Origin of the sequence: Lysinibacillus sp. NPDC056959 (assembly GCF_042674095.1) — a bacterium.
GTDB classification, from domain to species: domain Bacteria; phylum Bacillota; class Bacilli; order Bacillales_A; family Planococcaceae; genus Lysinibacillus; species Lysinibacillus zambalensis.
The window spans coordinates 420,858-444,112 of the sequence record NZ_JBHURE010000001.1; the positions used below are offsets into that span (position 1 = coordinate 420,858).

Genomic DNA, 23,255 nt, shown 5'->3' on the forward strand with positions numbered 1-23,255 from the left:
TATGTTATATGTACATCTACATCTTTGCTTAAAACATATATAAGAAAAGCGCTCTATAACAAGGCTATGCTTGCGATACGAGCGACATTTCTAGTTTCTATTTACGATAGAAGATTTCCATTAGCTGTCCTAAAGCCTGAGGCACTTGTAATGAAGCTGTAGTACCGAACAATTCTTCCTCTAAATCATAGACTTTGCCGTTTTTTACTGCGTCAAAATGCTTCCATATATCATTCGTTTTAAATTCCTCATCAAACATTCTTACTACTTCATCTGGCATACCGTGTGATAGTCGTAAAATAATATCAGGGTTACTGCTATGCAAGTACTCAGTATTCGAAGACAAGTATTCAGCGTCCTGCCCCTCCATCACATTAATACCACCTGCACGTTTCACAAGGTCTCCTGCATAGGAGTTTTCAGTTGCAACTAAATAACTACCCGGAATGCCAAGTAAAATTAATACACGAGGTCCCTCTTTGTTCTCAGCAACCGTTTGGACAGCATCAATATTTTTTTGTAATCCATTCACTAACTTCTCGGCTTGTTCTATACGATTATAGCGTTTACCAAGTGTTTTAATCTCGGATAACATAGCATCAACACTTTGAAAGTTTAAAAAATGTACCGGTATTTTTAACTGCTCGAATTTATCTTGTAAATCATACTCCAACGTTGAAACTGATAACACATCAGTTGGATTTAATGATTTAACAATCTCCATATCTGGCTCCATTGCATTACCGATAGTAGGCAGTTCATTGAAGCGTTTTGCTAATGTTTTTTCTGTTTCAGGCACTGCTATAGCGTCCAATTCAAGCTTATCTAAAATATCTGCAATAACGACCGTTCCTGCAATAATACGATGTTCATTCTCATCAGTTGTTTCAGCTGATGGTTGTGCTTTTTCCGTAGGCGTCTCAGACTTTTGTTGCTTATTTCCATCACTACAGCCAGCGACTGCCAAAAGTAATGTCATAAGCGCCATCATGAGCAACCTACATTTCCAATTCTTTCGCATAAAGTCATCTCCTACTTATTTCTGTTCCGTCACATCTTTTCTTGAATTTTTTAAACGGCGAACGAGCAATAAGCCCGATAAAAGACAAGTTACTACTAGCAATACTATCTTTACAATGTTCAGCCGAGCAAGCTGCTGATCGACTTTAGAATCCTTCGTTATTTTTTTTGAAGTTTCTTCTTTAACATCAGCTTTCTTGTCGTCTTCCTCATCCTCAATAGGTGCATCAAGCGTTCGATCAAATGCTAACCGCTCCTCCTTAGGCACAGTTAATGTAGGCTGAAATGATGGCAGTGGCCGTAACATCTGAGGCTGTTTGACCGCAGTCTCATATTGTGTTACCACTGGTACCTTTTTCATTCCCTCTTTAACAATAACAGGTGCCTTTTTTACTTCCTCTTTAACAATAACAGGTGGCTTTTCACTCGCTACTTGCTTAGAGGGTTCTTTTGTAGAAGGCTTATTTAACAACTTTGCTACTTGCTGTTGATCGAACTTTAGATTTACGAAATATTGATGGTGATAAGAAATATCAGGTATATCAACTTTAACCCACATACGTATTGGCTTTTCAAAATTACTAATTTCAAATTCAACAATTCTAGTATTGTCTACAAGTGAAATAAGCTTTGGTTCCACTTGGTTTCCTTGTTGATCTACAGTTAATCCTGTTATCCAATTAGATTTTAAAATTGTCATATGGGCATAATATTTACCGTTTTTTTCTTTTATTTTCGCAACAGGATTTACATACGTATTCATAATGGATTGTTCGTTTTTTCCATCTACTAATAATACGTAATTCATTGACCATTCCTTATCATAGATTTCTTCTGAAGGAGATTCTTTACTATCGTTTTCCGGAATAACTTCCTCATCCTTAGGTCCAATTATTGAAAGGGTTGTTAATTGTAATTGAAGCTCCTGGGAAAAAGGGAGATATTCCTCAGAGGATGAAAGTGCCATCTTGCCTTTAATGATAATAGGCTGATGTAAATCCTTGACATCAAATTGAACTAAATTTTCAGTCTGAACGTTTGACGAAAGCTCATTTTCCAGCTGTTCGATATGTATATCTCTTATACTCAATGGCTGATTTATAGTTAAATTCAAGCTATATTGACCGTTCTTCACATCAATTGTCGCCAATTCACTAAAAATATTGTCTTTCCCTCCATCTAGAGATGAAAAACTTAGTTCAACTTGATAGCTCCCATTTTCTAATACAGATTCTTCAGCTTTTGCCTGAAGCCATACAAATGGAGGGAGAAACATCAGTAAAATAGTACTCAACACGAATACTCGAAATATTTTTCTATTGTTAATCACTGTGTAAATTCCTCCAAATTCTTTAAGAACACAGTAACTTCCTTCCTCGATTAAGTGAGAAAGGAAGTTGCTGTAACCGTATTATTTATTCATGTATTGTAATGAGCCATTTAAAATTTTTGCCATATGTGCGCGTTTTAATGGACTGCTTGCATTAATAACAGTTTTACCTTTAGCATCGACAGATCCAGTCATGATTTTACCTGCATATAAAAACGCAAATGCTTTTCTCGCTTCTTCACTTTTAACAGTTGCACCATCAGCATAATAAGACAAACTTGGATCACCATAGTTCATTTCTTTTCCTGCAACATGCGTTACTGTTCGGTAAATCATCACTGCAGCTTGTTGACGAGTAAGTGTGTCATTTGGTTTAAAGTTCTCAGCTTTCATAACAATTCCAGCTTCAGTTAAAGCATTAATTGCTTGTACACGTTCTGCATCAAGTTTCGCTGTATCTTTAAATCCAGCATCTTTTGTTGAAGATACATTTAATGAACGAGCAATCATTAACGCAAATTGAGAGCGTGTAATATTGTCATTTGGTTTAAAGTAATCTTGACCCTTAACAATTCCCTTGCTATATAATGCTAGAATCGCATCTTTATTAGCATCATTACTAATATCCTTAAATGGATTCACCACTGGTTTCACTGCGCCTTCCACAGCAAAACTAAATTGAACTTGGTGGTTCGAATCATAGTTCACGCCTTTGTCTGGCTCATTTACAACAATATGCAGCTGTGCATTCACAAGTTTCTTTAAGTCTGCCACTTCAAATGAGTACTTACTTGTATTTGTTGCATCGTCTTTACTTACTAAAGTAGCTTCTTTTCCCTCTACTTTAAATCCTTTAACATATTGACCTTGAGGGAACGTCATAGTAACTATGTTTTTACCATTTACTACTGATACGTCTACTTTTGATTTAATATATTGCTTCATAATTGACTCTTCAGAAGTACCGTTTTTGTAAACAGTGACAGCCACTTCATTTACTTTAACTTCTTCTTTAACCTCTTCAGATTTACCACTTTCTACTGCTTTTAAATCAAAATCATACCACTTGTCCATATTAGCTGAAGCTACGACAACGTGGATTTTCGCTGATAATACTTCTCCAGCTACAACTGGAAAACTGTATGTAATTGTTCCATCTGCATTTTTCACTTCAGTAGCATCTACAAACTTATCACCTTGCTTCGTTTGTAAACCTGCGATCATTGGGGCAGATTTTGCTGCTACCGTTAATTTCGCCTCAAATTTCCCATCCTTTTCAACGATTGTACCTTGTGTTACAAGATGAGAACTAATTGCAGGTTGTGGTTCTGTTGTTCCAGGCTTAAAAGTTTGGAAATCTACAATAGTACCAGTATTCTCAGATTTAGTAGCTTCTGCTTTTACTTCAGTATTTGTAGTCGTTACTTCAGCAACCTTTGCAGATGCAAATGATGGTACTGAAAGTGAAGCTGCTAACAATGAAGCTAGTACTATTTTTGTTGCGCGTGATTGACGTTTTTTAGCCATTATTGACCCTCCGTTTTTGTTTGTAGTTTTTTTCTATAAAGTAAAAATGCTGATCCAACTAATGCAACAATCAATACATATGGTGTTGTATCGCTTGTTTGTGGATTCGGCACATGACTTTCAGAAGAATTTGTTGGAGCATTAGTCGTTTTCGAATCAGATGCTTTCGTTGAAGCATCAGTCGTTTTCATTTCAGATGCTTTTACTACTGTTGCGCTTCCTGCAGATGCCGCATCAAATACTAGTGAAACGCTGTATTCGTGATGATAATTAATATCGTCAATATCAATTTTCATAGCAGTTACAACTGGTTTCGTTAAATCTTTCACTGTAAATTGTACGATACGAGTATCAGCTGCTTTATTTTCACTAACTACAGTTGCTCCACCTGGTGGTTGGAACTTTGTAATCCATGCACTATTTTTCAATGTAATTTGTACAGTAGCTGTCCCATTTTTCAATGTGACCTTTGCTGGTTTTAGAAAATAATCATTCGCAATGGATACAGAGTTACTTTCAGGTTTATTGACCTGATATTGTATCGAATGTGTGCCGTCAGCTAGTTGGGCAGACGCTTGCGGTAATGCAAAGTTACATACAAACAAAGTTACAAGCATAACGAACATCATTAATTTCTTCATGTGTTGTACGCCTCCTCTAAAATAATAGAAAAATTCAATTCCATAAAAACATGATTGAAAGCACCCTTCGGAATGAAAATCATTCTCAATTGAATCTCTATTACCAAGAATACGTGTTAATGCCAGTGAATGTCAACCATAAAGCCAAACTTGTCCTCAATATGTCAAAATTACCTTAAAAAAAGAAAATATCACACGAAAAACATGTGATATTTCCTATTTTTAATAGAAAAGCACTCTTTCTATTCATTAATCTCAACTAGAAATCTAGTATATTCAAGAAATTATTTCAATGATCCCTATAAGAATTAGTAACCATCCCGAAATAGCGGTTGAGTGTTTTCCTATGAATGTCTTTGTCAGTAAACCTCCAAAGTGAACACCCGCACCTACTGTTATGAACGAAAAGAAACCGATAGAAATTACTGTCCATATTGCAGAAATACCATTGGCTCCAAGTGCTATTCCCCCGGCTAAACAATTGGCTGATAAGACAAAGCCGAGCGTCATTGCTTCTCGAAATGAAATGATATAATTTTTATCCTCATCAAATACTTCAGGGTTTTCTAATAGCCCTTGGTTAGACAGGCGACTAGATAATAAAGTCCATATCCCAATAACACAAAGCAAAAGACTTCCTATTAAATTTGCGAAATCTGGAGAGACATAATCAATAACTACGCTCCCAGCTGTAACTGCAACGTATGTGACGATCATTGAAATAAGGGCAATAACCGCATTGGATAATACGGGTATTTTCACTCGCTTAATACCATAAGCGAGACCAATTCCTAAATTATCTAAGTTGGCAGCTATCCCAATAAGAATGATGGCTATCCAATGCATTCCTTTCCTCCTCAATAACGTAAAATCCATTCTCACATATGATATGAAAGGAAAAAATTTTTGTTCATTCATACTTTGAATGGAATTGCTTATGGAGGGCATTGGATTACTTGCGGGAGAATTAAATTATCTTATTCAACGTCTTGCCACGTGGGTACTATTTACTATTCTATAGCTTAAAATTATTTAATTGTTGAGAAATCTTTTCAGCGATACTTGCAGTTTGAACGGATGATTTTGCTACATGCTGTATAGCTTGTAATGTTTCTGAAATACTATTTGCTATCCCATTTGAATGGTCTGATGACTCTATTGCGACAGTAGATACATTTTCAATCGCTTTTTGTATTTCTAGCATAGAATACTTCATCGTTCCAACAAAAGTTGTCACTTCAGTTATTAATGTATTAAAGTACGTAGCATCTTCTTCATATTGAATTCCGCTGTTTTGGAAAAGTTCATAATCAGGTGTTACTTTATCGTCTATAAAGTGTAAAAGCTCTTGAGCATTAGTAGACACATTCTTAAATGCTTTTTCTACATCACTTGTAACAATCTGTATTTTTTGAACGGTTTCAGATGATTGTTCGGCTAATTTTCGCACTTCATCAGCGACAACAGCAAAACCTTTACCTTGCTCTCCTGCTCTGGCAGCTTCGATAGCTGCATTGAATGCTAACAAATTCGTTTGATCTGCAATATCTGCTATTGTGTCAGACATTACTTTTACTTCAGATACGATTTGTCCGGCTTGAATCGCTTCTAAAACTAGCTTTTGTTTGTCATCATATAGATTACGAGCTGTACTAAATGCTTGAATAGCTGTTTCTTTAATATCAATAGCTCTCTCTTTTACTTTTTCTGAGAAATTAAGACTATATTTGGTTTTCTCATTTAATTTTTCCGTACTATCAAGCACTTCGATTGCAGTCGCGTTTAATTGCTCAGTTGTTGCACTTAGTGTAGTACTTCCCATAGCAACTTCCTTTGAGGTAGTATCAATTTCATTCATTGAAGCAGTAATTTCCTCAATAGTTGCACTTAAATCTTCACTTAAATTTCCCATTTGTGTTGAGGTACTATTTACATTAGAAACAAGTTCCTGAATATGTGTAACAGAATGGTTCAAACCTTGCGTAATTCTCCCTAGATCATCCGGATATATTACCTCAGCATGTCGCGTTAAATCACCATCTTCAACTTGGTTGATCGCCATAACCTAACGTTGATTTTCGTTCCGACTGTGCGATTTCCTGTGGCATCGGTCCAACACATGTTTTTTGTGCGAAAGCGAAGCGTCAGCAACATGGTTTTATCTGTGCGAAAGCGAAGCGTCAGCAACATGGTTTTATCTGTGCGAAAGCGAAGCGTCAGCAACACGGTTTTATCTGTGCGAAAGCGAAGCGTCAGCAACAACAACAACAACACGATATTGTTCTGAGGACGTTATCACAGAAGGTGATAGTTTTAGCCTTCGTTCCACTATTATTTCCCAATGAGTCGCCTAGTTGTAACGAAAATCAACTTATATAAATGGCATCTAAAATTTTCGTTGACCTAATTAGATTTAACAAAATTGATTAATTGTGGAAATTAAAAGTTATATTTCTCCTATATCTTGGAGTTAGATTACAGAAAAATACTATCTTTTTGAATAACTTTTTCAATAAATACTTCTACTAAATTAGGGTCAAACTTAATACCCTTCTGTTCTTTTAAATAAGAAAGAGCTTCTTCCTTTGTCCAAGCTTTTTTATAAGCTCTATCACTAACTAAAGCGTCGTAAACATCTACTATAGATATTACCCTCGCTTCAAAAGGAATTTCTTCTCCTTTTAACCCCATTGGATATCCTGTTCCATCCCAATTCTCATGATGATATTTAATAATATTTTCAGCTATTTTTTTGTCATCAAAAACTTTATTGTTCATTTCATTAGATAGTTTATTCAATACATCTACACCCATAAGAGGATGCATCTTCACAATTTTTTTCTCATAGACTGTTAGTGTCCCTGTTTTATACAGAATTGATTCCGGTATTCCAGATTTTCCAATGTCATGTAAAACACTGTATTCTATAATTTTACTAACATACTCTATCGATAAATTATACGTTTTATCTTCGAAGAGGCTTAGCAACAATTCCTCTGCTAAATTTTGCACGTTCAGAAGATGTTCTGCTATATTTACATCGCGCATTTCACTTGACAGAGCTAACAACTGAAATAGCTCCTTGTGCTCTACTTTCTTCTGATTCACTTCATCTATCAATAGTTGTTCTGCTAAGCGCATGACTCCTACATAATAAATAATTCCTTCTATTTCAATTGGCGTAATCGTTATAAATGAGTATCTTAGCTCTAAAGATATGTTGACATGAACCATTGTCCCAGACCATGGCTGTCCTTTTTTCAATGTACTTTTTAACGATTTATACATAACAAATGGCGTTACCCTCGATTTTAAACTTTCTACTGGTAATCCAATAAGAAATTCTCTTTTACAGCCGGTGATCGTTTCATATTGTTGATTCACATCGATAATTAATTGATTTTCATCAATGATTACAACAGCATCACCTAATTTTAAATAGTATAATAATTCCTTCGGTATTTTTTTACACATTTAGAAGACCCCTTATCCATTGTTAAATTCTTTAGCACCTAGCAAGTCGGTTAAGCCGACAATGCAACTTCTTCAAATGCTTTACTTCATTCATTTACTACATTATCTATTTTTATATGAATCTCTTTGTTTTTTCTTTTCAAAAACATGAATCAACCTTCATTCATCTTCTTTACACTTCACTTAGTAAAGTTTTCAATAATAACTTATTTTGCTGTTGATATTTAGTAAAATAGATTTCCTGTAGTCTTTTTGATAACCTAGCATAATCGCTTTTTGAAGGGACTGAATTCCATACAAATATATCTTTGATGTCTTTTTTAATAGTTAAGTATAAGCGATCCGTTATTATTAACTCCGCATCTTCATCTTTAGAGCACAACTCAACATGGATAAAAAGACGTTTTATTTGACTGAATAGATAAGGATCATCATTTATCATTGAAAATACTTTTATTTTAATAGTATCTCTATTGGCAATATCAATTGTTTGTTTTAGTAATTTATGATATCTACCAATTAATATTTCTCTGCGTTCAAATACGATAGCGAAGGTCTGATTTTCCGTTAGACGATCATAAAACTGATTCATAATTTCTATTTGAGCCGTTTCATGCATTTCTAATCTCTTTTGATAAAGATCTTCTTTAAATAAAGTAGATGGACCAGAGAAGCTTAGAGTAAAATAATGAAGATGTATTAAATTGATAAAAAGTGCCCCATATTCTTCTACATCTAAAGTAACTGAAAAATGCTCGATGAACACTTCTATCCAATATAGAGTTGCTTGTACAAATAATTCCTGATTATGATGCTGTGCGAAGTTCATCAATAAACTTACATCATTATCTGTTTTATGATAAGGACGCATACAGCTAATGATCGAAAATAAAAACATTGTTTCTAATTCAATTTCCTCGTCTGATAAATCAGTAAATTCTCTAAATATATGCTTTAATTTTCTAGATAAATGCTCATAGTTATGATGATGTTTCGTAAAGTTTGCATACATTGGATGATATTCGATTAGGCATCCTAATTTTGCGCGTGATAAACAGATGGCCAGCCAATATAAAACTCGTTCGGAATAAGCTATATCTACTTCCTTCATTAAATCTAGTATTTCTTCTCTTGAAACTAGCGTAAATGGCCACTCTTCTCCCCAATACGAATTCCAGTAGAACAAGAAGTAAAAATAACGAAATTGCTTTTCTGTCCCTTCAAGGCTTACTTTTTCATAAGATGTATACTTCAATTGAAACTGATCTAACAAAGGCTTAACTTTTTTTATTCTTCGATACATGGATGCAACACTTGTGAAATTTTCCAAAACAAACGTATTGACATCATAAAATTTATTGTAAAAAATCTCATTAAAAGCTTTATAGGTTAACGAGTTTTTTAGATAATATCTTTCAACAGTCTTCATTGAAAAATTATTTTTATAATTTAGTTGAAAATACTTTTGCTCTTCTTTTTGGATAACAGCAGATTCAGTAATAAACTCTAAATCAATTGCTATCTCATCTACTATTTTCAAAATTGTCCTTTCAGACAGTTCCATCATTTGGGATAACTCTAAATTTGAAAATAGCCTCTGTTCATTGTAAATATGATGTAAAACATTCACCTTTTGCAAAGGTAATCGATCCAAAAAATTATACATAAAAACACCTCAATGTCTTCCACCAGTAAACCCTAGCTACGTCATAAAAATTAACGATTTATTTAATATTAGATAAGCTTATTTATTTCTTATCAATACATTCTATTCCCGTTTTTTACGACACTAAACATGATAAGTATTAATTTCAATACTTTATAACTACTCAGATCATCAAAGCTGCCAATCAGAAAGGTGTTACTGAATATTTCGCTCCCTTTATATACTCTCCTAAACAACAAATACGGCTTATTTTCATTAAATTCACTCATTTTATACAATCGTGAAAAAAGCCTCTTGTTTTCAACGATAGTTACACTATATCAGGCATTTTATAACAAGCAAAATCAGTTTTTGTTCGTTTTTGAACATATTTTGATAATGATAAAATCCACTCAAAACACCTACCTTTTCTAAGGGTCAAAATCTATTTTTTCATCTAGATACAAGCTCATCTACTGGATTTCATCTTAAGAGGGTGTTTCTCAACGCTTTTTCCTGAAAATTCACTTACGAAAACCCCACAGGATTTTACAAAGCTAGTGTAGAATAAAACGTCCTAAACACTTTCGAAGACAGAATATGCAAAGGGCTTTCAACCGCTCGTTTTAATGAAAAAAAGAGATGGATCAAATTAAGATACATCACCCTTCTTAGGGCCTTATAAAGCATGCGCTAGCTATATATACGCTGTAAATTGTGCGGTGTTAAAGATTTTCTTGAATATATACCTATATTTAAATTCGACATCTAAACTATCGCACTAACCATAAAATTGTTAAAATCAATTTTTGTTAGTTTTCCAACATATTTTGATAATCTTTTTTTATTGCAAATTTAAATTCATTCAAAACCATCCTTTTTGTACTCAAAAGTATTTAATTTACCTCCGTATCATGAAATGTATCCAATACAAATGATTTTACATAAAATACTTTTTGAATCGGTAAATACGCCACTCCTGTAGCATTACTGAAATGACCGACATCGTTTCACCCTAAGCCCGAAGCCCATTCCGACCGCATTGTTTATCTGTAGCGAAAGCAAAGCGGCAGCTACAATTATCCATATGCATACTTTATATATCATCCTTTTGAAGTCAATTTGACAAAAGTAACAACCTTTTGATAACTTTAAGTTGTTACTTGTTAATTTTTAGATACATATCATCCTATAATAAAGAAAGGGAGATCTTATGCGATTCAGTAAATTATTGAAGATAGGATTGGCTTTAGCAGTCATGTTCGTATTAACTGCTTGTAGCTCAGAAGGTGAAAGCACGAAAAATAAAGACAAAAATGAAGTGAACTTAGCCTATGTTGAATGGGATACTGAAATTGCCTCTACAAACGTAGTAGGTCAAGTTCTAGAAGATTTAGGATATGATGTAACACTAACACCACTGGATAACGGAATTATGTGGGAGGCTCTTGCTAAAGGAGAGGTCGATGGCATGGTGTCAGCTTGGCTACCACAAACACATGCCCCACAAGTTAAGAAGTACAAGGATAAAATAGACGACTTGGGTGAAAACCTAGCAGGTGCAAAAATTGGCTTAGTTGTCCCAAGTTATATGGACGTAAATTCTATCGAAGATTTAACAGATGAAGCTGGTAAAACGATCACTGGCATTGATCCAGGAGCAAATATGACAGCAACTACAGAAAATGCTTATAAAGAATATAAAAACCTAGAAGGTTGGAATGTAGTTACCTCATCTGCAGGCGCAATGACAGCAGCTCTTACTCAAGCGATTGCGAAAAATGAAGAAATCATCGTGACAGGTTGGTCTCCGCACTGGAAGTTTAATGCATTTGATTTAAAATATTTGGACGATCCTAAAGGTATATACGGAACTGAAGAATATATTGGTACATTTGCACGTAACGGATTGAAAGAAGATGATCCCGGAGCGTATAGTGTTCTAAAAAACTTCCACTGGACTCCAGAAGATATTGAACGTGTTATGTTTGATATTATGAAAGGCGATGATCCTAAAGAGGCAGCAAAAAAATGGATCAAAGAAAATGAAGATAAAGTTTCAGAATGGACAAAAGATGTAAAATAGTACAAATGACAAGTTTTATAAACGCGTCTAGCAATTTTACATATGAAGCAATATAGTTAAAAACAACAATACCTTCTGCACTTTAGTTGATGATGATTGGAACGTAAAGATTCTATCTTTACAATTAGGTCAAACGTCAAAATCCATTTCCTTTGCAGATTTTACCTAAAAAAGTCGATTTCCAGTACCATATGGAATCGACTTTTTTGTTTTATATCGCAATTGTGTGAGAAGTTGAGCATGGAGCACATATTTTATGAAAGCGATTCAGTTCAAATCATGTACTTTTCCGTATAAAACGCTTCACACCTAATATAACGAGTGATACAATGATGCCCCCAATAATCATCATACAAATAGAGATTAAGAGGCCGATTCCAGGCACTGATTCGTGGTAAGTTATGATTGGAGGAACTCCATATTGATGTGGAGAAACAGCAAACCTCATGATTTCTAAGTAGGCGAGGTGAAAACCAATTGATGTCCAGAGACTTCCTGTCCATAGACGGAGCAACTGCAAACATATTCCAAAGCTAAAAATTAAAATGATATAAAAGACGTTAATGGATACGCCTGGAGCAAGTCCAAAAAGCACTTGAATCTGACCAACTGCTATAGTGAATGCTACAAAAAGTAAGGTTTGAAGTAATACGGATAACCAAGCGGTGAATCGATAGCGTAAGACATCATATAACATACCTCGCAATCCAAATTCCTCTGGTAAAGCTTCATAAAAAAAAGCAAATAAAATATTCAAGGTTAGAGCAATAAACCACTGTTCGGAGGGATGCCATTTTTCAAAGTCTATCCACCCTTGAAAATTGCCTATGAAGAAGCCCAATGAAGCCAGTGCAATCGCCAAGATAACCCCAGAAATAAAATGATGTAGCCTTTTCCAAGAATATACCGGCGCCTTTGGTTTAACTCCAGTCAGTCGATAAACATGCTGATATAAATACAAAATAATAGGAATAACCAATCCACTCATCACAAGACCCTGAATCAAATGATTACTGGAAAGAGAAGCTAGGAACAGACCAGTGACTAACGTTGACCAGCCGGCGAGTACATAAAGTATCCATTTCAATATATTAATTTCCCCCTTAAAGCATTTTAATTGATTTATTTACATTGCTTAAAGTGTGTCTATAAACACAGCGCTAAATGTTGTATATATACTTTATACACAATATATACAAAAACATATGTATTTTCAAGCTAAATTATTATTGAAATGAAAAAACTTAAGGACTGTCCCAAAAGGCATTTTTCATTGCCTTTTGGGACAGTCCCCCTTGTTTGATAACCTTTATTTTAATACTTCCGGATGGAAACCATCTTTTTGGAAGTAATTTTGATGTGACCAAATATTTAACTTTTCTTTTTCTGCATCTTGCTGAATGTCTCTAAATTCATCCTCAAACGTATTGTTTGGTTTATGGATAAAGCGCACTGCTGCAAGTCCTTCTTTTAATAATGATTCTTGCAACATTACATCATCAATAAAGACATAAGCTAATAAGCGATCGTAGTTATCTGTTTCTGGTCCGACATCGTAAACCGCTTCAATCTTTTTGGCGTGTTCTAACAACTTAATCGTATAATCTCGCGCATCTTTAGCATAAGGCTGTGCCTCACCTTTGTTATAATTCATCTCTGGTGTATCTACCATCAATAGGCGAATTTTTTGTTTCTTGCCATTTATTGTCGCCTGAATTGTATCACCATCATATGCTTTAATATAATCTACATCAAAGCGTTGATTTCCTGTTTTTTCTTCGACATGTTCAATCGAAATAGCTCCATTCTGGTCAGTAGATGTTGTATCCTTTTCTTGAGCTGGTGATCTGCCAAAAATGATATACAATGCAACGGCAAGAATGATTGTACCACTCGTAATTAACGTTTTTATATCTTGCATTTTCATGTAGTAGGTCCCTCACAACTATTCATCTTCATTACACTTTAAGGAAGCTTCTAAAAGAAATCCTTAACTCATCAAAAGTCCTAAAAGTTTCACGATGTTTCTATTGTAAAATATCAGGCTACTACATTCAAGCTATGTAGTTGCAACAGCAACCCAATGGTTTGGAGAAACTTCAACAAGCTGACTATTTTCTATCTCATAATGTGTTTGTTTGTCTATATGTTCGGTATCCATATATTTTTTCTTCTCTATCGTAGGATCCGGAATTGGTATTGAGTGTAATAGAGCTTGTGTATACGGATGCTGTGGATTGGCGTACAGCTCCTCACTTTCTGCAAGCTCTACAATCTTCCCACCATACATGACAGCTACACGATCGCTAATATGTTTAACCATAGACAAATCATGAGCAATAAATAAGTATGTCAATCCTAGGCGCTGCTGTAAATCCTTTAACAAGTCTACAATCTGCTTTTGAATAGAAACATCAAGGGCTGAAAGTGGTTCATCACAAACGATAAAATTTGGCTCCACTGCTAAAGCTCTTGCGATGCCAATACGTTGGCGTTGTCCACCTGAAAATTCATGCGGATAACGCATTGCATGTTCTTTGTTTAAGCCTACAAGTTCAAGTAATTCCTCCACACGCTGATGACGCTCTTCATTCGTTTTAACGAGTTTATGAATATCTAGAGCTTCCCCAATAATATCTACTATTTTTTTTCGAGGATTCAACGAGGAATATGGATCTTGGAAAATAATTTGCATATGACGCCGCATTGCTTTAAGCTGCTTTTTCGTTAGTCTTGTAATTGGTACACCTTGATATAAAACTTCTCCATTCGTAGGCTGATGAAGCTGTAAAATCGTTCGACCTGTCGTAGATTTTCCTGAGCCCGATTCACCTACTAAACCTAATGTTTCTCCTGGGTATATATGGAACGATAAATCGTTGACAGCCTTTACCGTTTGACCATGCCCTAATGCGAAATCCTTTGAAAGATGTGTCACTTCGATTAATGGTTTATTTTTATCTAATTCAAGCTGTACATTCGTAATTTGCTTAGGCTGCTTTTTCTCATGGAGCTTTGGTAAAGCATTCAATAGTTTTTTAGTATAAGGATGTTGAGCATTCCTAAAGATTTCCTCTGTTGTACCTTGCTCAACAATCTCCCCTTCTTTCATAACAATAATTCGATCGCACATGCCAGCAACAACACCTAAATCATGAGTAATTAATAGGATTGAGGTGCCCATCTTTTTTTGCATGTCTCGCATTAATTTTAGGATTTGCGCTTGAATAGTTACATCAAGGGCTGTAGTCGGTTCATCTGCAATTAGTAAAGATGGTTGACAAGCAAGTGCCATGGCAATCATCACACGTTGGCGCATTCCTCCTGAAAACTCATGCGGATATTGTTTATATCGTTCTTCTGCATTTCGAATACCTACAAGCTTTAATAACTCTATTGTTTGCTTATAAGCCTCAGCTTTGGACATTGACTGATGCTTTATTAAACTTTCAGCTACTTGCTCTCCAATACGAATAGTTGGATTTGTAGATGTCATTGGATCTTGAAAAATCATACTAATATCTTGTCCGCGGATTGTCTCCATTTGTTTTTCGCTCATTGAAGTAATTTCTTGGCCTTTAAACAAAATATTTCCTGACTTTAGAAATGAAGGTGGTGATGGTAATAGACGCATAATTGAACGAGCCGTTACACTTTTTCCACTACCTGACTCTCCTACAATTCCGAGTGTTTCACCTTTATTTAAATGAAAGTTAACGCCTTTAACGGCTTCAAATTCTGTTTCTCCCGTTATAAAAGATACACGAAGATCGCTTATTTCTAGAAGCTTTTCACTCATTCAATCCATCCTTTTGTAAATTTTGTGATTGACTTAATTATTTGTATAACCCATACTTTACAATACTGATAGGAATTATACAATATAATTATAATCAATTATGCCTCGGCATAATTGCGTCCGGAATCGGCTTTGTGCTTGCACAAAGAACTCCTTTCCGATTTCCGTGACATCCGCCGGAGGCTTTAACTTCTTTCTACTGAAAGAAGTTGAATCTTTCACCCTGCAATCTGTTCAATAGGGCCTTACAAAAATGAGACAGCTACTACGCGTGTGTTGATGTTTTTTTGTCCATATTTTGGAATCTATTATTTTATTTATGTCTGGAGGAAATGCATGGTTATTTCAAAAGATCATTCTACAACTAAGGAACATGTATTCTTTTTTTCAGTTTATCAAAAGCTCATGCACCATAAGTCTTACAATGTGCTACTCTTTCTTTTAAGTATTTTAGTACACCCATTTACATACTTATCTCATTGGAAAAGAAAACATTCACATCAATACCGACAAGCTTTTGAGCTACGAAGTCAGTACTACAAAGAAAAGGGTTTGTTCGCACAATGGCAATTTAAATTTGCTGAGCAAGAATTAGCCAAAGCTAAGTTCTTTCATGAATTTGTGTCAGAAAAACAATTACAGGAAACTGCTTCGAAATTAGCAGAATCAAAAATACAGCAGTTAGTAGAGCAAGATTTATTAAAGGATGGTTTAGAAGATCCATCCTATTTACAATTTTTTAGTCAGCAACTTAAAAATAAAAAATTCGTTGCTCTTACTTTTTTACCAGCTATTTTATTTTATGTAGTCCTTCTATTGTGTGCGAATCCATTTCTACAATTTATTATTGAACGAATACTACAAAGTTTCATTGTTATTGTAGGTGTCGCGACACTAGTGTTTACAATTTTGTATTTGTCGCCATTCGATCCAGCGAGAAACTTACTTGGTGTTGCGGCAACAGCTGAGCAAATTGCTAACTTTAATCATATTCATGGTTTGGATCAGCCATATTTATCTCAATTATGGAATGCATTATCTGGTCTCTTCACATTTGATTTAGGTACTTCCTTTGCAGGGAAAGAAACTATTACACATAGCATTGTAAACAAGTTTCCTGTCACACTTGAAATAGCAATCCTATCACTATTAATGGCTATCGCTATTGCTATTCCGGTCGGCATTATTTCCGCTGTTCGTCCAAATTCATATTTGGATTATACATTTATGTTCATTGCCTTGATTGGATTATCCATTCCAAGCTTTTGGCAAGGCTTACTATTTATTTTAACGTTTGCCTTAAAGCTGCAATGGTTCCCAGCTACATATAATCCTCAAAACTGGCTTTCTTTAATAATGCCAATTATCGTCTTAGGAACATCCATTACGGCTTCCATTGCCCGTATGACCAGATCCAGTATGCTTGAGGTGATACATGAGGATTACATTATTACAGCGAGAGCTAAAGGCTTGAATGAATTTAAAGTGATTTCAAAGCATGCTATTCGCAATGCCATGATTCCTATTATTACGGTGATTGGACTTCTTTTTGGTGGAATGTTAGGTGGGGCATCTGTTACAGAAAAAGTTTTCAATATTAGTGGTATCGGTAGCTATATTGTTGATAAGCAGTTTATTCCGGACATTCCAGCTATCCTCGGTGGGGTCGTCTATATTGCTATTACAATTTCGATCGTAAATTTATTCATCGATATTATGTATGCCTTTTTCGATCCACGCATTCGCTCGAAAATGAAGAAGTCTTAAAGGGGGAATCACCCGTGAAAAACAGCTTACATGTCAAACTACTTTTGAAGATAACACAGGAATATGTCAATTCACATTTTACACTTGTCTTTTCCTTTCTATTTTCTTTATTATTTCTAGCTTATAGCTATAATTTTTCTACTCAAAGTTGGCGACCAATCGTCTTAATCTTTTTTGTCATTTATGCAATTACCACAGCTTATGTTGGTTTCCTGACTTTACGCATTAAACAGGATTTAGCAAGCTATAGTGACATACGAAAAAGCACTCGATTACTTGGTTATCCACTGTTATTGACAATCGTTTCAGGTAATATTTTCTCTACATCCTTTGCTTTTTTACTTATTTCAAAAAGTAAGACAGCTGAATATACTTTTGCTGCTTATGCATTGATCACTCAGCTTTTTATTATCGGAATTTCAGCACTGAACTTATTTAAACCGTACGTCACAGATACTTATTTACTTGCAATGGGTCTTTTCTTACTCCTTGCAATCTTTTATATCATGATGTTATTGCTATGTACAAAATTTGTGACTTCCGAGGCTGCGCCAAAATGGATGCTGTTACCTGGCATTTTGCTGCTTATTGCCTCATTGACTGGCAATCTATTTGCAACATTGCTAGGGTATAGCCTTATTCAAAAAGCTCGAAAGGCAAATCCCTCTACAATTGAAAAATGGCAAAGAATTTGGGAAAAGATTTTACGCAATACGATGGCCGTCTTCGGATTATTTTTCATAGTGCTTATGTTTTCTTTGTCCGTAACAAGCTCTTGGACATTTGACTATGACTTCGCTATTGAAAATAACTATGGGGCACTGTTACAAACACCTTCATTAGAATATCCACTAGGCACCGATAATTACGGGCGTGACTTATTTTCTCGCATTGTTTTCGGTGCACAAATATCGCTTATTGTCGGATTTTTCTCAACAATTATACCTGCATTAATCGGCGGAGCACTTGGAGCATTTTCCGGTTATTACGGGAAAGCGACTGACAACATAATCATGCGAAGTCTTGATATTTTATATGCCATTCCCGGAATTTTACTAGCTATTGCCATTATCGCAGCGTTTGGTGCCAATACGATGAATTTAATCATCGCACTAAGTGTTGGAGCCATTCCAACTTATGCTCGTACTATGCGCGCTAATGTAATGCAGCTCTCTAATTTCGAATTCGTAGAATCAGCAAGAGCATTAGGAGCATCTGATGCTGTAATCATTTTTAAACATATTGTCCCTAACTCGTTAGCACCGATGATTGTCAAAGCAACATTAACTATTGGTGGTGCTGTAATTTCAACAAGTAGTTTAAGTTTTTTAGGGCTTGGCATCGAGCCACACATTCCTGAATGGGGCAATATTCTAAAAGTCGGTAGTACGTACCTAGAAACACATTCCTATGTCGCTATTTTCCCAGGTCTTTGTATTATGCTTCTCGTTCTCTCCTTTAACTTCTTAGGAGATGGATTACGAGATGCTTTAGATCCAAAATCAAATTAATAATGGAGGTTCTTACATGAAAAGATTACTTGTATTCTTATTCATTGCCATCTTAGCATTAGCAGGCTGTGTACAGACAAAAACTGAAGTAGAAGGTAGTAAAGATTCAAAAGAGAAAGGTAAAAAGACAGTTGAAGTATTAGGGATGGCCGCTTCTGAGGAAGATATGAATATTGTTCGAGACCAACTAGTTAAAAATGGCTTTGAAGTTAAACTAAATATTCAACCTGATTATGGTTCATTTTCAGCACAAAAAGATGCTGGCAATTATGATTTAGCTCTTTCTAGCTGGACAACAGTAACAGGGAACCCTGATTATGCTGTTCGTGGTTTGTTTAAAACGGGCGGTGACTATAGTATTGTATCTGATTCAAGTTTAGATGCGCTTATCGAGGAAGCAAGTACGTTGACAGGTGATGAAGCCGCTGCAAAATATAAAGAATTAGAACAGCTTTTAGTATTCGATCAAGCTTATATTGCGCCTTTATATATTTCAAATAAATATCAAGGCATATACTCTGAATTAGTAAACCCAAAAACTGTACATCTACCAAAATCCCGTGCGCAAGTATGGGAAAATATTGAATTCAATGATTCATCCAAAAATGCAACTGAACCGTTGATTTTACATCAAACAATTGATTCGTTAACATCTCTTGATCCTATTAAAGGGAATGACGGTTCTATTAATACATTAAATACGAATATGTATGTACGACTTGTAAACTTAACAGATACAGATGAAGTCGTTTCTGATGGTTCATTATCTTATAATCATGCTATTGCTGAAGGGAACCAAGAATATTATTTCATTTTACGTGATGATCTTAACTTCGCTGCTGTAAAAGATGGTGCTGCCGTTGATACAGGTGAATTGGTTTCAGCAGAAGACGTTGTATTCTCATTAAATCGTGCAAAAGATTCAAAGTCAGTTCCAGACCATCGCACATATAGTCTTCATGAAAATATCGAAACAGTCGAAATCGTTTCTGACTTAGCTGAATTACAAAAGAAAAAAGTTGCAGGCTCTGATCAGTCTGTATTAGATGCATTATCCCAAAACCTCCCTGCTTCTGTAACGCAATTAGCAAAAGACAAAGGAACTGTGAATAATGAAACTGGAGCATACCAAGTTGTTAAAATTACAACACCAACACCATTCCCACAAGTGTTAAATTATTTAGCACACCAATCTGGTGGTATCGTTTCTGAAAAACAAGTAACAAGCATTAACACATATGATGTAGCAGCCTATAATCCAGACAAGGATATCGCCTATGGTGATCAAGCTACAGTGACGGAAGGCACAGCAACATACAACAACCATCTTTACGCTAGCGGTCCTTACATTCTTATAAAGAAAAATGATTATGAAGCACAATTTGTGAAAAATCCTGCCTACCGTGTAGGTAGTGAATATGAACCGAAGATCGCAAAAATTAATGTTCGTTTTATCGCTGATAACGATAGTGCATTATCAGCATTACGTAATGGTGAGATTCATGTTCTCCAGTCAGTACCAGAAACAAAGCTAGACATTGTAAAATCTGATACGAAACTAACGTTAAATACTGCTGATAGTAATGCCGTATCATATCTACAAATGAATACATCTGGTCGCCCTGTTTCAGAATCAGTAGATCTACGTAAAGCAATTCTTTACTCTATTAATCAAGATGAATTTATTAGCTACTATCAAGGCAATAAAAAACCTGCTGTATCCACTGTTTCACCACTCATTAATACTGGGTTAAAGCTTGAAGCAGACAGTAAAAAGGTAAAAGAATATTTAAAAGCCTATAACGATTAATTATGGTTATACAAAACAATTCATAGACATTAAATAGGCAGAGCCTCCTCATATAATCAAGGAGGCTCTGTTTATATTATTAAAAATCACTTATCACTTTAAAATTGAGAGACGCGTCATAAGGTACATGCTGAGTGAAGTGGTTGATTGGAGTGGAGACTGGGCGACTCCTTGGGGATCAGCAATAGAGGAACGAAGGCTAATACCATCACATCCTGTGATAACGCCTTCGTGACCAACATCGTGCTGTTGCTGTCGCTGCGCTTTCGCACAAACAAAACCAAAACCTGCTGCTGTCGCTGCGCTTTCGCACAAACAAAACCAAAACCTGCTGCTGCCGCTACGTTGCACTCACGCTTTCGCGCAAAAGACATCTGTTGGCCCGAGACCCTGCAGCGAGCAACGCGAGTGAAGCGGCTCATCGGACGCCCCCAGGAAGCTCTGCTCTGCGCGAAAGCGAAGCGTCAGCGGCAAATGTTTTAACTGTGCGAAAGCGTAGCGACAGCAACAAAGCGCCCAGTCGGAACGGAAATCAACCCCTCGCTTCGCCAAAAAGTTGGATTTTATTTACAACGTAAGCAGAGCCTCCTCATATTATCGGAGAAGGCTCTGTTATCTTTATTAATACTTTATTAAATCTCATGATGTGATTTTGGTTTTGGTCCTAGATCTTCGGGCTCAATATCTGCAAATGTCTCGCCCTCTTCCTCCAAATCACGCATACGATGGGCAATACGTGATGCGGCTGAAGCAGCAATACTGCCAACTAAATCATCTAAAAATGTATTTACATGATGTCCAGGTTCTGTGTCCAGCTTCTTAATAATACCGATTTTTTGCTTATCTAAGTGGCCAAAGGTTGTTACCGCTATGCTACCGTATGTAAAGACAGATCCAAGTGCGATTGTTTCATCCACACCAAATAAACCCTCATCGGATTCAATAATTTGCTGTAACGGTGCCGACAATAACTTTTTCTCTGCAAGTTCATCTAATTCAATTCCTACTAATAAAGCATGTTGAACTTCACGCTTACGTAATACACGCTCAACAGAATGAACACAGTGGTCTAATGTTAAACCTTCATTATAGGATTTTTGCATTTCATAAACGATTTTAGCAATATCCTCTAGCGATACACCACGACGAATGAGTGCAGCTTGAGCTGCCTTCGCTACTTCATCAGAGTGTATGCGAGTATTTTTATCATGCATAACTATCCCTCACTTCGATTTGATTGCTAGAATAGTGCTAGCCCAACCTATTATACCTTTACTTTAGCTATATGGTACAATTTCGATACAAACATGAGAAGGAGTGTCATCATTGGATAAGGGAACTGTACAAGATTTAAAGTTCTATAGTGAAGCTTTACAGGAGGAATTATTGCTCTATATTTATGTTCCTGCAAATTATTCTCCACTATATAAATATAATATTTTAATTGCATCAGACGGCAAAGATTATTTCCAGCTTGGAGGTATTACAAAACTTGCTGATGAACTTATCGATGACTATGAAATCGAAAATTTAATCATTGCATTCGTTCCTTATAAGGACATAAAGGATCGACGTCTTAAATATATTCCAAGTGGAGAGCAACATGAAGCATATCTTCGTTTTTTAGCACACGAGCTTGTGCCCTATTTAGACGCTGAATATTCAACCTATCAAATGGGAATGGGTCGTGGAGTTATTGGTGACTCGATGGCTGCTACCGCTTCCTTAATGGCCGCATTAAAATATCCAAGTATTTTCGGCAAGGTTATTTTACAATCACCGTATGTTGATGAAGATGTTTTGCAAGCTGTAGAGAATTTTAAAGATCCAGGCGCAATTTCCATTTACCATATTGTTGGAAAAGAAGAAAATAAAGTTGTCACCATGGATAAAACCATTAAAGATTTTTTAACACCAAATCGTCAGCTTCATAATCTCATGTTAGACAAAGGGTTTTCTATATTCTATGAAGAATTTAATGGCAATCATACATGGAAATATTGGAAACCTGATCTACGTCGCGCATTAATTGAAAATTTCAATTAATATAGACGAATCAAATTACGAAATCGGAAATTTCTGTTATACTTAAATAAAAAATTGTTTACTTTCGGGAGGTAATGGCCTATGAAGTACGGTATTGTGGCATTTCCATCAAAAAAATTGCAAGATTTAGCGAATACGTATCGGAAACGATACGATCCTCATTATGCGAAAATTACTCCGCATATTACATTAAAGGACAGCTTTGATGCGACAGAAGATGATATTCAAACTATTATAAAGCAATTAGATGAACTTGTTGCCAACTATGCACCTTTAAACATTCATGCATTACGTATAAGTTCATTTTTCCCTACAACAAATGCGATTTATTTCCGCATTGAACCAACTGAACAATTAACAGCATTCCACCAAGCACTTGAAGAAAAAGTACCTTTTGGTGAGTCAAAACATGTATTTGTACCACATATCACGATTGCTCAAAAAATGACAGCTTCCGAGCATGATGACATTTTTGGCCAACTACGTATGACAGGCGTTGACGAAAAAGATACAATTGATCGTATTCATCTTTTATACCAATTGGAAGATGGCTCGTGGACAACATATGAAACATTCCGATTGTCAGGAGCTGAGTAATC

Annotated in this window: 18 protein-coding genes; 6 read left to right on the forward strand and 12 right to left on the reverse strand. The window is 35.6% G+C overall.

From position 1 onward, the window contains the following. Window positions 1-97: 97 nt before the first annotated feature. The 8 genes from isdE to ACFTQ7_RS01955 all read right to left on the reverse strand — a co-directional run bounded on the left by isdE (window position 98) and on the right by ACFTQ7_RS01955 (window position 9,658). The gene (isdE, locus tag ACFTQ7_RS01920) at window positions 98-1,021 is read right to left on the reverse strand and encodes a heme ABC transporter substrate-binding protein IsdE (RefSeq protein WP_386826993.1); all 924 of its coding nucleotides are present in this window, start codon (window positions 1,019-1,021) and stop codon (window positions 98-100) included. A 15-nt stretch (window positions 1,022-1,036) separates the two neighbouring features. Beyond that, window positions 1,037-2,350 carry an NEAT domain-containing protein gene (locus ACFTQ7_RS01925; RefSeq protein ID WP_386826994.1) on the reverse strand — a complete coding sequence of 438 codons (1,314 nt, stop codon included), beginning with the start codon at window positions 2,348-2,350 and terminating at the stop codon, window positions 1,037-1,039. 81 nt (window positions 2,351-2,431) lie between these two features. Further along, complete coding sequence (locus tag ACFTQ7_RS01930; RefSeq protein ID WP_386826995.1) at window positions 2,432-3,877, reverse strand: NEAT domain-containing protein; 1,446 nt, start codon at window positions 3,875-3,877, stop codon at window positions 2,432-2,434. Further along, on the reverse strand, window positions 3,877-4,518 hold the full coding sequence (isdC, locus tag ACFTQ7_RS01935; protein ID WP_386826996.1) for a heme uptake protein IsdC: 642 nt from the start codon (window positions 4,516-4,518) through the stop codon (window positions 3,877-3,879). The genes ACFTQ7_RS01930 and isdC overlap by 1 nt, the downstream gene beginning before the upstream one ends. Window positions 4,519-4,794: 276 nt before the next feature. Then, window positions 4,795-5,364 (reverse strand): manganese efflux pump, encoded by a 570-nt coding sequence (locus ACFTQ7_RS01940; protein ID WP_386826997.1) that lies wholly within the window; start codon window positions 5,362-5,364, stop codon window positions 4,795-4,797. Window positions 5,365-5,533: 169 nt separating this feature from the next. Next, a complete protein-coding gene (locus tag ACFTQ7_RS01945) occupies window positions 5,534-6,580 on the reverse strand; it encodes a methyl-accepting chemotaxis protein (protein ID WP_386826998.1) in 1,047 nt (348 codons plus the stop codon). A gap of 413 nt (window positions 6,581-6,993) precedes the next feature. Beyond that, complete coding sequence (locus ACFTQ7_RS01950; RefSeq protein WP_386826999.1) at window positions 6,994-7,992, reverse strand: HD domain-containing phosphohydrolase; 999 nt, start codon at window positions 7,990-7,992, stop codon at window positions 6,994-6,996. Window positions 7,993-8,164: 172 nt separating this feature from the next. Continuing rightward, entirely contained in the window at window positions 8,165-9,658 is a 1,494-nt protein-coding gene (locus ACFTQ7_RS01955) for a helix-turn-helix domain-containing protein (protein ID WP_386827000.1), read from the reverse strand. Between the two features lie 1,192 nt (window positions 9,659-10,850). Between ACFTQ7_RS01955 and ACFTQ7_RS01960 the strand changes: the two genes are divergently transcribed. Then, a complete protein-coding gene (locus ACFTQ7_RS01960; RefSeq protein WP_386827001.1) occupies window positions 10,851-11,723 on the forward strand; it encodes a glycine betaine ABC transporter substrate-binding protein in 873 nt (290 codons plus the stop codon). Between the two features lie 277 nt (window positions 11,724-12,000). Here the strand turns inward: ACFTQ7_RS01960 and ACFTQ7_RS01965 are convergent, their stop codons facing one another. The 3 genes from ACFTQ7_RS01965 to ACFTQ7_RS01975 all read right to left on the reverse strand — a co-directional run bounded on the left by ACFTQ7_RS01965 (window position 12,001) and on the right by ACFTQ7_RS01975 (window position 15,522). Next, entirely contained in the window at window positions 12,001-12,810 is an 810-nt protein-coding gene (locus ACFTQ7_RS01965) for a CPBP family intramembrane glutamic endopeptidase (protein WP_386827002.1), read from the reverse strand. A gap of 222 nt (window positions 12,811-13,032) precedes the next feature. Continuing rightward, window positions 13,033-13,650 carry a thermonuclease family protein gene (locus ACFTQ7_RS01970; protein WP_386827003.1) on the reverse strand — a complete coding sequence of 206 codons (618 nt, stop codon included), beginning with the start codon at window positions 13,648-13,650 and terminating at the stop codon, window positions 13,033-13,035. A 132-nt stretch (window positions 13,651-13,782) separates the two neighbouring features. After that, window positions 13,783-15,522: an ABC transporter ATP-binding protein gene (locus ACFTQ7_RS01975; RefSeq protein ID WP_386827004.1), complete on the reverse strand. Its 1,740-nt coding sequence runs from the start codon at window positions 15,520-15,522 to the stop codon at window positions 13,783-13,785. A gap of 336 nt (window positions 15,523-15,858) precedes the next feature. On the opposite strand from ACFTQ7_RS01975, the gene ACFTQ7_RS01980 reads away from it, so the two are divergent. The 3 genes from ACFTQ7_RS01980 to ACFTQ7_RS01990 are packed head-to-tail and all read left to right on the forward strand — an operon-like array spanning window position 15,859 to window position 20,610. Beyond that, window positions 15,859-17,289 (forward strand): ABC transporter permease, encoded by a 1,431-nt coding sequence (locus ACFTQ7_RS01980; RefSeq protein ID WP_386827005.1) that lies wholly within the window; start codon window positions 15,859-15,861, stop codon window positions 17,287-17,289. A gap of 14 nt (window positions 17,290-17,303) precedes the next feature. After that, a complete protein-coding gene (locus ACFTQ7_RS01985; protein WP_386827006.1) occupies window positions 17,304-18,800 on the forward strand; it encodes an ABC transporter permease in 1,497 nt (498 codons plus the stop codon). Window positions 18,801-18,816: 16 nt separating this feature from the next. After that, window positions 18,817-20,610, forward strand: coding sequence for an ABC transporter substrate-binding protein (locus ACFTQ7_RS01990; protein ID WP_386827007.1), 1,794 nt, complete (start codon window positions 18,817-18,819; stop codon window positions 20,608-20,610). A 632-nt stretch (window positions 20,611-21,242) separates the two neighbouring features. On the opposite strand, the gene ACFTQ7_RS01995 is transcribed toward ACFTQ7_RS01990, so the two are convergent. Next, a complete protein-coding gene (locus tag ACFTQ7_RS01995) occupies window positions 21,243-21,824 on the reverse strand; it encodes a phosphatidylglycerophosphatase A family protein (protein ID WP_349659072.1) in 582 nt (193 codons plus the stop codon). A gap of 112 nt (window positions 21,825-21,936) precedes the next feature. On the opposite strand from ACFTQ7_RS01995, the gene ACFTQ7_RS02000 reads away from it, so the two are divergent. Next, a complete protein-coding gene (locus tag ACFTQ7_RS02000; protein WP_386827008.1) occupies window positions 21,937-22,656 on the forward strand; it encodes an alpha/beta hydrolase in 720 nt (239 codons plus the stop codon). An 81-nt stretch (window positions 22,657-22,737) separates the two neighbouring features. Continuing rightward, window positions 22,738-23,253 carry a YjcG family protein gene (locus ACFTQ7_RS02005; RefSeq protein ID WP_386827009.1) on the forward strand — a complete coding sequence of 172 codons (516 nt, stop codon included), beginning with the start codon at window positions 22,738-22,740 and terminating at the stop codon, window positions 23,251-23,253. Window positions 23,254-23,255 lie beyond the last annotated feature (2 nt).